Raw genomic sequence first — 12,436 nt, forward strand, 5'->3', positions numbered from 1 at the left:
AACTAAAGGTTGCCCCTGAGTTCCTGCTCGCGCTCGATGGCCTCGAACAGCGCCTTGAAGTTGCCCTTTCCGAAGCCGAGCGAGCCGTGGCGCTCGATGAGCTCGAAGAAGACCGTGGGCCGGTCCTGCACGGGCTTGGTGAAGATCTGCAGCAGGTAGCCGTCCTCGTCGCGGTCCACGAGGATCTTGCGCTTCTTCAGCTCCTCGATCGGCGCCCTGACCTCGCCGATGCGCGAGCGCAGCTCGGGATCGTCGTAGTAGGAGTCGGGAGTGTCGAGGAACTGCACGCCCGCCGCGCGCATGTTGTCCACCGTGGCCAGGATGTCGTTGGTGGCCAGCGCGATGTGCTGGACCCCGGGGCCCCCGTAGAACTCGAGGTACTCGTCGATCTGCGACTTCTTCCTGCTGATCGCGGGCTCGTTCAGCGGGAACTTGACCTTCCTGGTGCCGTCGGCGACGACCTTGGACATCAGCGCGGAGTACTCGGTGGCGATGTCGTCGCCCACGAACTCCGCCATGTTCGTGAAGCCCATCACCTTGCGGTAGAACTCCACCCACTCATCCATCTTGCCCAGCTCGACGTTGCCGACGCAGTGGTCGATCGCCTGGAAGAACCGCTTGGCCGGAGGCGCCACCATCGGCTCGCGGGCGGCGTAGCCGGGCAGGTAGGGGCCGTTGTAGTTGGAGCGGTCGATCAACGTGTGGCGGGTCTCGCCGTAGGTGGCGATCGCGGCGACGATCACCTTCCCGTGCTCGTCCTCCATCGTGTACGGCTCCGCCAGCCCCCGCGCCCCATGGGCGACGGCATAGGCGTACCCCGCCTCGACGTCGGGCACCTCGATGGCCAGGTCGATCACGCCGTCGCCGTGTTCGGCCACATGGCGGGCCAGGTCGTGGCCGGGCCGTACCGCGGACCTGAACTCGAATACGGCGCCGCCGGACTTGAGCACGTACGCCACCTCGTCCCTGCTGCCGGTCTCCGGGCCCCGGTAGGCCACCAGCTGCATTCCGAAGGCGGTCGAGTAGTAGTGGGCGGTCTGCTTGGCGTTGCCCACCGCGAAGACCACGGCGTGCATGCCGTTCACCGGAAATACGTCGCTCATAGGGCTAACTGTTGAATTTGATGCGCTTAGTGCGCAACAGTGACTTGTTTTGGTGGACAATCTGTCCATGGCCATCGACGAACTGGACGCCAAACTGCTCAGTCTGCTAACCACTGAGCCGCGGCTCGGTGTCCTGGAGTGCTCGCGGCGGCTCGGCGTGGCGCGCGGGACCGTCCAGGCTCGGCTCGATCGCATGATCGCCCGGGGGGTGATCACCGGCTTCGGTCCTGACGTCTCGCCCGCCGCGCTCGGTTACGACGTCATGGCGTTCGTCACAATGGAGATTCGCCAGGTGGCCGGGCACGACCCCGTGGCGGACCGGCTCGCGCACATTCCCGAGGTGCTCGAAGTTCACACGATCACCGGCGGAAGCGATCTCATCTGCCGGGTCGTGGCGCGCACGAATGCCGACCTCCAGCGGGTTATCGACCAGATCGTGGAAGTCCAGGGGGTGCTCAGAACATCCTCCGTAATCGCGCTCGACACACCTGTCCCATACCGTGTGCTGCCCTTGGTCGCGGATGTCCCGCGTCGTGTGGCGCGGTAGACGTACCATCGGGTTCAGGGTCGAGGCACCGTTATCGATCGTTTACCCTTGACATTCGCCCAGGTCGCGAGGGCGGAGCAGAGGGCGATCGGGGGGTTGCGCGTGCGGAGTGATGGGGAGAAGGGCATGCGAAAGCGGCGGATTCTCCGCTATTTCCTAATCGCCAGTGGTGTGGGAATCGTCGTGATGATCGGGCTCTTCGGCATCGCGTGGGCGATGACTCCCATTCCCGACAGCACGCAGAAGCAGGCCACCGCACAGGGCTCCGTCATCTACTACCGCGATGGCAAGACCGAGATCGCCCGGCAGGGCGTCGACCGTAAGAACGTTCCACTCGCGAGCGTGCCCAAGCACGTACGCGACGCGGTCATCGCCATCGAGAACCGCTCCTTCTACACCGACAGCGGCGTGTCGGTGAAGGGCACCGTGCGCTCCGTCTGGTCCACCGTCACCGGCCAGCAGCTGCAGGGCGGCTCCACGATCACGCAGCAGCTCGTCCGCAACTACTACAGCGGGCTCAGCCAGGAGCGATCGGTCACCCGCAAGTTCAAAGAGATCCTCATCGCGATGAAGGTCGACCAGTCCAAGTCGAAGGAATGGGTGCTGGAGCAGTACCTCAACACGATCTACTTCGGCCGTGGCGCCAACGGCGTGCAGGCCGCCTCCCAGGCCTACTTCGGCAAGGACGTCAGCAAGATCACCGTCTCCGAGGCCGCCTACCTCGCCTCCGTCATCCAGCAGCCCAGCCGCTTCGCCGACCCCCAGGGCGGCGACCTCGACGCGGCCAAGTCCCGCTGGACCTCGGTGATCAACGGCATGCGCGAGATCGGCGCGCTCACGCCCGACCAGGCGGCGGCCGAGAAGTTCCCCACGCTCAAGGCGCCCAAGAAGCCCTTCGAGTTCAAGGGCCAGAGCCAGTACATGGTCGACCAGGTACGCGCCGAGCTCAACCGGCGCGGCTACACCGACGAGGCCATCAACGGCGGCGGCCTGAAGATCGTGACCACCTTCGACAAGAAGCTCATGGACGCCGCGGCCCGCGCCGTGAAGCAGGTCGTCCCGGCCGCCACCCCGAAGAAGGTCCGCGTCGGCCTGGCCGCGGTCGAACCGTCCACCGGTGAGGTCATCGCCTTCTACGGCGGCAAGGCCTCCCAGTACAAGTACGACAACGCCTTCTCCTCCCAGGTGCAGGCGGGCTCGACCTTCAAGCCGTACACGCTCGCCGCCGCGCTCAACGACGGCATGGGCCTCTCGACGCGGGTCGACGGCAACTCACCGATGCGCGTGGCCTCCGACCCCTCGCACCCCATCCCCAACGACAGCGGGCGCTCCTATGGCCACATCAACCTGATCCGCGCCACCCAGAGCTCGGTCAACACCGCCTTCGTCGACCTCGGCCAGAAGGTCGGCCTCGACAAGGTCGCCGCCACCGCCGAGGCCATGGGCATCCCGGCCGCCCAGCTCAAGCAGCACCAGGGCGCCGCCTCGTTCCCGCTCGGCGTGGCCTCGCTCAGCGCCGTGCAGAACGCCTCCGGCTTCTCCACCTTCGCCAACGGCGGCGTACACGCCGAGGCGCACGTCATCAAGTCGGTCACCGACGCCCGCGGCAAGAAGACGACGATCAAGCCGGCCACCGCCCAGGCCATCAGCAAGGAGGCCGCCGGCGACGCCACGTACGCGATGCAGCAGGTCGTCAAGTACGGCACCGGCACCGCCGCCCGCCTCTACGACCGCCCCGTCGCCGGCAAGACCGGCACCACCGACGACTCCGGCGCGGTGTGGTTCAACGGCTTCACCGCCCAGATGGCGACCGCGGTGAACATGTTCCGCGACGACAACAAGACCGTCCAGATCCCCGGGTACGGCGTGCAGTTCGGCGGCCAGCTCCCGGCCCAGATCTGGCGGGCCTTCATGACCGAGGCGATGGCCGGCAAGCCCGTCGTGCAGTTCCCCGAGCCCACGGACTTCGGCTACGGCATGTACGACTCCGAGCCCGAGGACGACCGCGGCATGCGCGACGACAACGCCCGCGATCCGGACGACTGGCCCAACGACGACGTCACCCAGACGCCCGACCCGACGTTCGAGCCCACGGAACCCGAGCCCTCGGACACGCCCAGCGACGACCCGACCCTCCCGGAGGACCCGGAGACCGGCCCGCCCACGGGCGGCGACGGCACCGGCGCCCCCACCACGGGACCGGGAGAGGGCCGCGACAACGCCGGCCGCCCCGCCAACGGCCGCCCCAACGGCTAGGCGCCGGGCCGCCACCAGTCGTCGAACGGCGTGACGGGAAGGGCCCGCTTGTGCCGGGTGGCGAGATAGGTCGACTCGACCTTGGCCGCCACCTCAGGCGGTACCTCGGCGCCTTCCAGGTAGTCGTCGATCTGGGCGTAGGTCAGGCCGAGCGCCACCTCGTCGGGCAGCGCGGGCCGATCGTCCTCCAGGTCGGCGGTCGGCACCTTCTCCCAGACGCTCGGCGGCGCGCCCAGTTCCTGGAGCAGCGCGGCGCCCTGGCGCTTGGTCAGCCCGGTCAGCGGGGTGAGGTCGGCGCCGCCGTCGCCGTACTTGGTGAAGAAGCCGGTCACGGCCTCCGCCGCGTGGTCGGTGCCCACGACGAGCATGCCGAGCTGCCCGGCGATCGCGAACTGGATCACCATGCGTTCGCGCGCCTTGGTGTTGCCGCGCACGAAGTCGCGCAGCGCGGGCTCGTCGCCCAGCAGTTCCCGCACGCCGAGCGCCGTCTGCGCCGCGGTCGCGTCCGCGCCCGGCTTGACGTTCACCGCGATCGAGCGGTCCGGGCGGATGAAGTCCAGGGCGATCTGCGCGTCGTGCTCGTCGGCCTGCACGCCGTAGGGCAGCCGCGCCGCGACGAAGGTGGCCGCGTGCCCGTCTGCGCGCAGCTCCTCGGCGGCGAGCTGGCACAACCGGCCGGTCAGCGTGCTGTCCTGGCCGCCGCTGACCCCGAGTACGTAGCCCTTGGCCGGGGTCGAGCGCAGGTAGTCCTTGAGAAAGTCGATCCGCTGCCGGATTTCGACTTTGGGGACGATGGTCGCCTTCACCCCGAGTTCGCGGAGAATCTGCTCCCGTAGGTTAGCCATCCCGGTACTTTAGGCCGACAGCTCGGCCCGCAGGTCCGCCGGGGTGGTCACGGGCAGCCGGCAGGCGAAGTCGCGGCAGACGTAGGCCGTGGCCCTGCCGTCGATCCCCGTGCGCCCCGCCAGCAGCGGCACCTCCTCGGACGGCCCCAGCGCGATCACCAGCCCCGGGGAGCCGGACAGCATGGCCTCCCGGTGCAGCGCCCGCGTGCCGGGATCGCCGGGATCGCCGACCACGGCCACCTCCACCGGCCCGGACAGCGCCGCGGCGGCGACCGCCAGGCCCCAGCCCGCGAACCTGGCATGGCCTGAGGCGAGCACGGACACGGTGCCGAGCGCGTCGTAGGCCGCCTCGCGGTGCCGCCTGGAGCCGGTCAGCGCCGCGTACGACAGCAGGGCCCCGGCCGCCGCGAACTGCCCCGAGGGCACCGCGTTGTCCGTCGGGTCCTGCGGACGCTGGAACAGCCGCTCGGAGTCGTCGGCGGTGTCGTAGAACCCGCCCTCGCCGTCGGCGAACCGGCTGAGCACGGTCTCCAGCAGCGTCCCCGCCAGCGTGAACCAGCGGGTCTCGCCCGTCGCCGAGTAGAGGGTGAGCAGGCCCTCCGCCACGTCGGCGTAGTCCTCCAGCACGCCGGCGTTGGCGCCCGCCCGGCCGTCGCGGGAGGTGCGGGTCAGCCGGTCGCCGGTGACGTGCACCTTCTCCAGCAGTACGGCCGCCGCGCGCGCCGCCGCCACCAGGTCGTCGCGCTCGAACACCACGCCGGTCTCGGCCAGCGCGGCGATGGCCAGGCCGTTCCAGGCGGCCACGACCTTGTCGTCGCGGCCGGGCCGTACCCGCAGGTCACGGGCGGCGAGCAAGCGTTCGCGGACCCGCTCGTAGCGCGCGACGTCGTCCGGGTCGCGCAGCAGTTGCAGCACCGACGTGCCGTGCTCGAACGTGCCGGTGACCTCGAACAGCTCCGCCGCCCACGCGCCGTCGCCGGCGCCGAGCACGTCCGTGAGCTCGGCGGGCGTCCAGACGTAGAACTTGCCCTCCTCGCCCTCGCTGTCGGCGTCGAGCGCGGAGGCGAACCCGCCCTCGGCGGTGCCCATCTCGCGCAGCAGCCACTCGGCGGTCTCCAGCGCGATCCTGCGGGCCAGCGGCTCGCGTGACAGCCGCCACCAGTGGGTGTAGACGCGCAGCAGCAGGGCGTTGTCGTAGAGCATCTTCTCGAAGTGCGGCACCACCCAGCCCGCGTCCACGCTGTAGCGGGCGAAGCCGCCGCCGAGCTGGTCGTAGATGCCGCCCCTGGCCATCGCCTCCAGCGTGCGCGCCGACATCTCGCGCTCGCCCGCGCGCAGCAGGAACTCCAGCACCATCGACGGCGGGAACTTGGGCGCGTCACCGAACCCGCCCCGCTCGGCGTCGAAGCCCGCCCGCAGATTCCGTACGGCCCGCTCCAGCGTGGCCGCCTCAGGCAGCGGCCCGTTGGGCAGCGAGGTGTGGGAGTTGAGCGCCTGGACCACCTTCGACCCCTGGGCCAGGACCTGCTCGCGGTCGCCCGTCCACGCCTGGTGGACGCCGAGCAGCAGCCGCCGGAAGGTGTCGCGGGGGAAGTAGGTGCCGCAGTAGAAGGGGTGGCCGTCGGGCGTGGCGAACACCGTCATCGGCCAGCCGCCCTGGTGGGTCATGGCCTGGGTGGCGCTCATGTACACGGCGTCGACGTCGGGCCGTTCCTCGCGGTCGACCTTGACGCAGACGAAGTGCTCGTTCATCAACTGGGCGGTGGCTTCGTCCTCGAAGCTCTCATGCGCCATCACATGGCATCAGTGGCGGTCAAGAAGCGAGTAACCAATGGCAGGATGAGTAACCCACACTGATCAGTAGGGGTACGTCCCGCCGTCTCGCTTCTTGCATCGCCTCCTCTCCCCAAGGCCACCAGTCGACTGGATTGGCGGCGTGCTGGAGGAGGTAGGGAGAGGTCTCACTACCCAGCCGGTTCATGTGACCATCCTGTCAGAACCGAACAACTAGGTCACCGGGACGAACCGGGCGGTCCGGGACGCGCCGCCGTCGTGGGGCGTAGGTTACGGAGCGTGGATCTGGATTTCGTCAGCAGGCATGCCGGCCGCCCCGCCGCCGCCCTCACCCGCAGGGACGTGGCCCGCGCGCTGCTCGCCGTACCGTCGGGGGTGGCGCTTGTGGCCATGCCCGACCTGCGCCGCGCCCTCATGGGCGCGGCCAACCCGCTCTCCCTGCCGTTCTGGGAGTCGGCCAAGGCGATGCTCAGCTCGATCGAGTCGGGCGCGGCCACCGTCGGTGAGGTGCAGCGGTGGCTGGAGGCCACGGGCAGCGAGCCGATCCTGCTGACCCCCGGCTACTTCGTCTGGCCGGAGGAGGACGAGCGCGGCCCGGTGGCGGCCGAGATGTACGACCTGATGGTCGCCTTCCTGGAGGAGCGGATCGCGGCGGGGGAGATCGACCCTGACGCGCTGGCCCGCGAGGAGCCGGAGGAGCGCCGCGCGTACGAGGATTTGCAGGAGCGCTGGCTCAACTCGCCGCTGCCCGACGGGCGGGTGCCCGGTCACGCGGTCAGCGACGAGCAGGACGAGGAGTTGTTCGCCGCCTGGGACGAGGAGGAGGCGTTCGCGCTGTCGGAGCTGCGCCGGATCGTGGCCCAGCTGCCCAAGCGGCCGGAGCTGCCCGAGGCCGACCTGGAGCGGGCGGCCGAGCGCCTGCGGGAGATCCTCGGCCTGCCCGGCTATCCGGGCAACGTGCTGCGCGCCTGCGCGGGGCTGGACGACCGGCCGCTGCCCGACGACGACGCGGACCTGTGGACGGCGGTCGCGGCCGGCATCGCCGGGCCGATCTCCGACCTCGCCGACGTCGAGGACCCGGAGGAGTTCACCGACCTCGACGCCGAACTCGGCCACGAGGACACGGTGCTGGCCAACCTCTGCGCGATCCAGCACGCCGACTGGCTGGCCGCCGTGGCCGCCCTGGCCAGGCTGGGCCCCGGGGTGCTGGCCTCGCCCGAGCGGATCGCCAGGCTCATCGCCGAGTCGGAGGACATCGACGTCGAAGGCGCGGAAGGCGACGAGGAGGAGCTCGCCACCACCGAGGGACTGTTCCTGCCGGTGGTGTTCCTGTGGGGCTACCTCGGCATCGTGGACCAGGACGACGTGCTCACGCCGCTCGGCTGGTGGGGCCTGCCGAGGGCGCTGGAGCGCGCCTGGTCACCCGCTGAGTAGGTCCTGGTACTCGGGGTGGCGCTCGATGTAGGTCTTCACGTACGGGCACACCGGCGAGACCTTCAGCCCGGTGTCGCGGCTGGCGTCGAGCGCGTGCCTGACCAGCCGGCCAGCCAGACCCTGGCCCTCGAACTCCCGCAGCACCTCGGTGTGGGTGAAAACGATCTTCGTGGGCAGCAGCTTGTAGTCGGCGAACCCGGCGACCCTGCCGTCCACGAGGATCTCGAAGCGGCTCTCCGTCGAGTTGTCGACTATCTCGGTCGGCATCTACTCGGCTTTCTTCTCGTCGGGTACGTCGCCGTCGCGCGGCACCGTGATCCTGCCCATCTGCTTGTTCATGGACCTGATCAAGAGGAAAAGGGCCGCGCCGATGGCCGCCACGACGAGGAAGCCGAGCAGGCCGGGGCTGACTTCGCCAGCTGCCAGAACTGTCACTCTTCCAGTCTGCCATCCGGGTGCGGTGGTCGGACCGGCACCCGGTCCCGTTCAGTGGCAGGCGGGGCTGGGGTCGTCGGCGTGGATGCCGGCGAACAGGTCGTCCTCCGGCAGATCGGTGTCGACCAGCGAGCGCGCCAGGTGGTAGTCCTCGGTCGGCCAGACCTCCTGCTGCAGCTCGCGCGGGCAGCTGAAGAACCAGCCGTCGGGGTCGATCTGCGTGGCGTGGGCGATGAGCGCCTGGTCGCGGATGTCGAAGTACTCGGCGCACGGCACCCGGGTGGTCACCGGCCACTTGGCGGGCCGGTCCTCCCAGCGGGAGATCCAGTCGGCGTACGGCGAGCCGATGCCGCGCTCGGTCATCGCGTCGTGCAGCGCCTCGAAGCGCTCCTTGGTGAAGCCCATCTGGTAGTAGAGCTTCAGCGGCTGCCACGGGTCGCCGGTGCCCGGGTAGCGGTCGGGGTCGCCGGCCGCCTCGAAGGCCTCGACGGAGACCCGGTTGGTCATGATGTGGTCGGGGTGCGGGTAGCCGCCGTCGTCGTCATAAGTGATGATCACGTGCGGGCGGAACTCGCGGACCGCGGCGACAAGCGGCTCGGCGGCCTTCTCCAGCGGCTGGAGCGCGAAGCAGCCGTCGGGCAGCTCCTCCTCCTCGCTCTCCGGCAGCCCCGAGTCGATGAAGCCGAGAAAACGCTGCTGGACGCCGAGGATCTCGCGCGCGCGATCCATCTCCGCCCTGCGGATCTCGGCGATGTTGGCGACCACCTCGGGACGGTCCATCTTCGGGTTGAGCACGGAACCGCGCTCGCCGCCCGTGAGGGTACAGACCAGGACCTCGACGCCTTCGCGCACATAGCGCGCCATCGTGGCGGCGCCCTTGCTCGACTCGTCATCCGGATGGGCGTGGACGGCCATCAGCCTCAGCGGTGCACTCACGGGCTCGATGTCTCCTCAGTTGGACCGATCAGTTGCCCAGAGAGGTTAGTTTCTGCTGGGCGGTCGCGAGGGCGGGGCCCACGCGGGCGACAATTGTCTCGGATAACGCTTAGGGAGTGCAGGGAGATTCCGCCATGGCCACCAGAGATGTCGAGAACGGGCCCGTTCTCGGCACACCCGACGACTTCCCCGATCGACAGAGGCGCGGGGGCCGCATGGTTGTGCACGTGGTGATCGGGGTGCTGGTCGCCATCGTCGCTGGTGGCTGGGGCTATGTGATGTGGTCGATGACGGGCAGCGCCACCGGCGCCAAGCCTCAGGTCATCACCTTCTCCATAGAACGCCCGGACGAGGCGGAGATCACCTTCACGGTGAGCAAGCCCGCCGACCGGATGGCCGTGTGCCGCCTGCGGGCGACCGACGTCAACCACGGAGAAGTAGGCAGCAAGGAAGTAAGAATCCCCCCAGGTGAGGGTAGTAAGCAGCTCAAGGAGCGTCTGGACACCACTGCCCAGGCCACTTCCGTCCACATCCAGTACTGCAATCTCGTATAGTGAGACATTTGGGGAAGCGTTCGAGCAGCTAACTTGTTAGCCTTTCGCAATTCGTAACCCCAAGTGAACTCAGGGCCCCCTAAGTAAGCAAGGAGATCCCGTGGCCGACTCTCGCGATGAGAACGTCACCTGGCTGACGCAGGAGGCGTACGACCGCCTGAAGGAGGAGTACGACTACCTTTCGGGCCCGGGTCGCGTCGACATCGCCAAGAAGATCGAGGCCGCTCGCGAAGAGGGCGACCTGCGGGAGAACGGCGGCTACCACGCCGCCAAGGACGAGCAGGGCAAGATAGAGGCCCGGATCTTCCATCTGCGGCAGCTGCTCGACAACGTCAGGGTGGGCGAGGCGCCCAAGACCGAGGGCGTGGTGGGCCCCGGCATGACGGTGACGATCCGCTTCGAACGCGACGATGACGAGGTGACCTTCCTCCTGGCCTCCCGTGAGGAGACCGGCGCCCCGATCGACGTCTACTCGCCCAAGTCCCCGCTGGGTGCCGCGATCAACGGCAAGAAGATCGGTGAGCGGGCCACGTACTCGCTGCCCAACGGCCGGCAGAACACGGTCGAGATCCTCGAGGCCGTGCCGTACATCGGCAATTGACGACGACCCAGATTTGACGACACAGAACGACAACCTCCGCCGGGCCGTGGGCCCGGCGGATCCTCCGCATGCCTCGGGCATCCGGCAGGACCTGGCGTTTCTGGTGACCTCGCGAAGGCGCCGCGACTTAGGCCGGCTGATCCCCTTCATCGTGGTGACGCTGGTCGCGGTGCTCACCGCCGACGTGCTGCTGCTGGGCGAGTTCCAGAGCTCGCCTGAGCCCGAGGTCAAGACCGCCCAGTCGGTACGCCGCAAGCCGGCCGCGCCGCCCAAGGAGAACCTGGTGGCGCAGACCAGCCCCCAGGACCCGGGTGTGCGCCCGCTGGGCCGCCTGCACAAGCCGAACCTGTTCGTGGTCACCAAGAAGCCCTTCACGACCCCGCTTTTGGGCAAGGTGGCGAAGGTACGCGGCATCAGGGCGCTCGAACTGGCCGACGCCGCCTCGGTCATGATCGACGGCAAGCGGGTCCAGACGCTCGGCGTGGACCCCTCGACGTTCCGCGCGTACACGCCCAAGGTCACCGCCGCCTCCGACGGCCTGTGGACCAACGTGGCGCGGGGTGACGTGGCCGTCTCCTTCGTGCTCGGCAACGACGGCGGGCTCACCCTGCATCGCCAGGTGAGCGGTCCCGGCGGCCCGCTGCGGGTGGGCGCGTACGCGACGACCGGCTTCGGCGCGGTGGACGCGGTGGTCTCCAAGCAGACCGCGAGGACCCTGGGCCTGCCGCACGACAACGCGCTCATCGTCAGCGCGCCCAAGGCCAACTCGGCGAACCTGCGCAAGAAGCTGATGGGCATCCTGCCCAAGGGCACCCAGATCGCCGAGATCAACCCGGTCGGCCCGCCACCGGTCCAGAACCTGGTCTACCAGGGCAACTCCTTCATGTCGGGCGAGCAGATCACCGTCGCGCTGAAGGCCGCCCTGTCGAAGCTGGGCCGTCCCTATGTGTGGGGCGCCGAGGGGCCGGAGACCTTCGACTGCTCGGGGCTGGTCCAGTGGGCCTATGCCCAGGCGGGCATCAGGGTCCCGCGCGTGACGCACCAGCAGTGGGTGGCGGGCCCCCAGATCCCGTACGCCCAGGCGCAGCCCGGCGACCTCATCTTCTGGCGGCACGACCCGACCAACCCGGGGTACATCTCCCACGTGGCCATCTACCTGGGCGACGGCAAGATGCTCCAGGCGCCGCGCACCGGTGACGTGGTCAAGATCTCGCCGGTGGGCATGCGTAACTTCGCGGGCGTGGTCCGCATCGCGCCCTCGGTCGCGGCCCGCGTCCGCTAGGGCGTTCTCTCCTTTGTTTCGGCCCGAGCGGGCTCTTGGCTATGGCCTGCAAGTGTGTAATGTTGATTACATGGAAAGCGAGATTCGCGGCTGGTTCACCGGCCGCATGCCAGAGAGCTGGTTCTCGGCCCCGCCGGAGATCGTGCTGGACCGCGAGGAGATCGCCGTGCTCGGCACGCTGCCCGACCCGCCCGCCGAGGGCGGCGAGGCCGAGCGGGCGGCGCTGATCGACGGCCTGATCAGGCGCTTCCGCGAGGAGACGCGCGAGCGGCGGATCGAGATCGCCAGGGAGGCGGAGCGCAAGTTCCGGCAGAAGGTGTCCTGGGGCGTGGTCTGCGGCGGCGAGACCGTGATGTTCACCACGTTGTCGGTGCCGGTGATGACCCGGCTCCGGCAGTCCGAGCGGCAGGTTCTCGACACGCTTGTGGCCGCGGGCGTGGCCCGCAGTCGCAGCGACGCGCTGGCGTGGTGCGTACGCCTGGTCGGCAAGCACACCGACACGTGGCTCGCCGATCTGCGCGACGCGCTGCAGCACGTCGACCGCGTCCGCTCCTCCGGCCCGGACGTCAATTCCTAGGACTGCGCAGCGGAAACGCTCCGGCGAAAGGACTAAACCTCTTCCGCTATTGGTTTAGACCATTCACATTGG

12 protein-coding genes and 1 pseudogene are annotated in these 12,436 nt (G+C 69.1%); 7 read left to right on the forward strand and 6 right to left on the reverse strand.

Features of this window, described 5'->3' with window-relative positions; all coding sequences use genetic code 11:
* Nucleotides 1-2: 2 nt before the first annotated feature.
* Nucleotides 3-1,103: a 4-hydroxyphenylpyruvate dioxygenase gene (hppD, locus tag ACFWYW_RS45325; RefSeq protein ID WP_184967641.1), complete on the reverse strand. Its 1,101-nt coding sequence runs from the start codon at nt 1,101-1,103 to the stop codon at nt 3-5.
* A gap of 67 nt (nt 1,104-1,170) precedes the next feature.
* On the opposite strand from hppD, the gene ACFWYW_RS45330 reads away from it, so the two are divergent.
* Both ACFWYW_RS45330 and ACFWYW_RS45335 read left to right on the forward strand, forming a co-directional pair.
* A complete protein-coding gene (locus tag ACFWYW_RS45330) occupies nt 1,171-1,650 on the forward strand; it encodes an Lrp/AsnC family transcriptional regulator (RefSeq protein WP_184967643.1) in 480 nt (159 codons plus the stop codon).
* Nucleotides 1,651-1,836: 186 nt separating this feature from the next.
* Nucleotides 1,837-3,906, forward strand: coding sequence for a transglycosylase domain-containing protein (locus tag ACFWYW_RS45335; RefSeq protein ID WP_379610784.1), 2,070 nt, complete (start codon nt 1,837-1,839; stop codon nt 3,904-3,906).
* On the opposite strand, the gene nadE is transcribed toward ACFWYW_RS45335, so the two are convergent.
* Complete coding sequence (gene nadE, locus ACFWYW_RS45340) at nt 3,903-4,751, reverse strand: ammonia-dependent NAD(+) synthetase (RefSeq protein ID WP_379610736.1); 849 nt, start codon at nt 4,749-4,751, stop codon at nt 3,903-3,905. The two genes, ACFWYW_RS45335 and nadE, sit on opposite strands and share 4 nt — an antisense overlap.
* A 9-nt stretch (nt 4,752-4,760) precedes the next feature.
* Nucleotides 4,761-6,732, reverse strand: a pseudogene (locus ACFWYW_RS45345) (thioredoxin domain-containing protein).
* A gap of 92 nt (nt 6,733-6,824) precedes the next feature.
* On the opposite strand from ACFWYW_RS45345, the gene ACFWYW_RS45350 reads away from it, so the two are divergent.
* A complete protein-coding gene (locus ACFWYW_RS45350; RefSeq protein WP_379610735.1) occupies nt 6,825-7,979 on the forward strand; it encodes a hypothetical protein in 1,155 nt (384 codons plus the stop codon).
* Here the strand turns inward: ACFWYW_RS45350 and ACFWYW_RS45355 are convergent.
* The 3 genes from ACFWYW_RS45355 to mca are packed head-to-tail and all read right to left on the reverse strand — an operon-like array spanning nt 7,965 to nt 9,350.
* Nucleotides 7,965-8,246, reverse strand: coding sequence for a GNAT family N-acetyltransferase (locus ACFWYW_RS45355; protein ID WP_379610734.1), 282 nt, complete (start codon nt 8,244-8,246; stop codon nt 7,965-7,967). The genes ACFWYW_RS45350 and ACFWYW_RS45355 overlap by 15 nt on opposite strands.
* Nucleotides 8,247-8,414 carry a hypothetical protein gene (locus ACFWYW_RS45360; protein WP_379610733.1) on the reverse strand — a complete coding sequence of 56 codons (168 nt, stop codon included), beginning with the start codon at nt 8,412-8,414 and terminating at the stop codon, nt 8,247-8,249.
* Nucleotides 8,415-8,465: 51 nt separating this feature from the next.
* Entirely contained in the window at nt 8,466-9,350 is an 885-nt protein-coding gene (gene mca / locus ACFWYW_RS45365; RefSeq protein ID WP_379610732.1) for a mycothiol conjugate amidase Mca, read from the reverse strand.
* A gap of 134 nt (nt 9,351-9,484) precedes the next feature.
* On the opposite strand from mca, the gene ACFWYW_RS45370 reads away from it, so the two are divergent.
* The 4 genes from ACFWYW_RS45370 to ACFWYW_RS45385 all read left to right on the forward strand — a co-directional run bounded on the left by ACFWYW_RS45370 (nt 9,485) and on the right by ACFWYW_RS45385 (nt 12,364).
* Complete coding sequence (locus ACFWYW_RS45370) at nt 9,485-9,904, forward strand: DUF4307 domain-containing protein (protein WP_379610731.1); 420 nt, start codon at nt 9,485-9,487, stop codon at nt 9,902-9,904.
* A gap of 100 nt (nt 9,905-10,004) precedes the next feature.
* Nucleotides 10,005-10,505 carry a transcription elongation factor GreA gene (gene greA, locus ACFWYW_RS45375; protein WP_184967656.1) on the forward strand — a complete coding sequence of 167 codons (501 nt, stop codon included), beginning with the start codon at nt 10,005-10,007 and terminating at the stop codon, nt 10,503-10,505.
* Nucleotides 10,506-10,518: 13 nt separating this feature from the next.
* Nucleotides 10,519-11,787 (forward strand): C40 family peptidase, encoded by a 1,269-nt coding sequence (locus ACFWYW_RS45380; RefSeq protein WP_379610730.1) that lies wholly within the window; start codon nt 10,519-10,521, stop codon nt 11,785-11,787.
* Between the two features lie 70 nt (nt 11,788-11,857).
* A complete protein-coding gene (locus ACFWYW_RS45385) occupies nt 11,858-12,364 on the forward strand; it encodes a hypothetical protein (protein ID WP_379610729.1) in 507 nt (168 codons plus the stop codon).
* The last annotated feature ends 72 nt before the right edge of the window (nt 12,365-12,436 follow it).

This window comes from Nonomuraea sp. NPDC059023, from assembly GCF_042740095.1.
Lineage (GTDB): Bacteria > Actinomycetota > Actinomycetes > Streptosporangiales > Streptosporangiaceae > Nonomuraea.

What these genes read in the sequence shown, in the direction of transcription:
- hppD (WP_184967641.1), bottom strand. Translation starts at nt 1,103, where the DNA reads ATGAGCGACGTATTTCCGGTGAACGGCATGCACGCCGTGGTCTTCGCG.
- ACFWYW_RS45330 (WP_184967643.1), top strand. Translation starts at nt 1,171, where the DNA reads ATGGCCATCGACGAACTGGACGCCAAACTGCTCAGTCTGCTAACCACT.
- ACFWYW_RS45335 (WP_379610784.1), top strand. Translation starts at nt 1,837, where the DNA reads ATGATCGGGCTCTTCGGCATCGCGTGGGCGATGACTCCCATTCCCGAC.
- nadE (WP_379610736.1), bottom strand. Translation starts at nt 4,751, where the DNA reads ATGGCTAACCTACGGGAGCAGATTCTCCGCGAACTCGGGGTGAAGGCG.
- ACFWYW_RS45355 (WP_379610734.1), bottom strand. Translation starts at nt 8,246, where the DNA reads ATGCCGACCGAGATAGTCGACAACTCGACGGAGAGCCGCTTCGAGATC.
- ACFWYW_RS45370 (WP_379610731.1), top strand. Translation starts at nt 9,485, where the DNA reads ATGGCCACCAGAGATGTCGAGAACGGGCCCGTTCTCGGCACACCCGAC.
- ACFWYW_RS45385 (WP_379610729.1), top strand. Translation starts at nt 11,858, where the DNA reads ATGGAAAGCGAGATTCGCGGCTGGTTCACCGGCCGCATGCCAGAGAGC.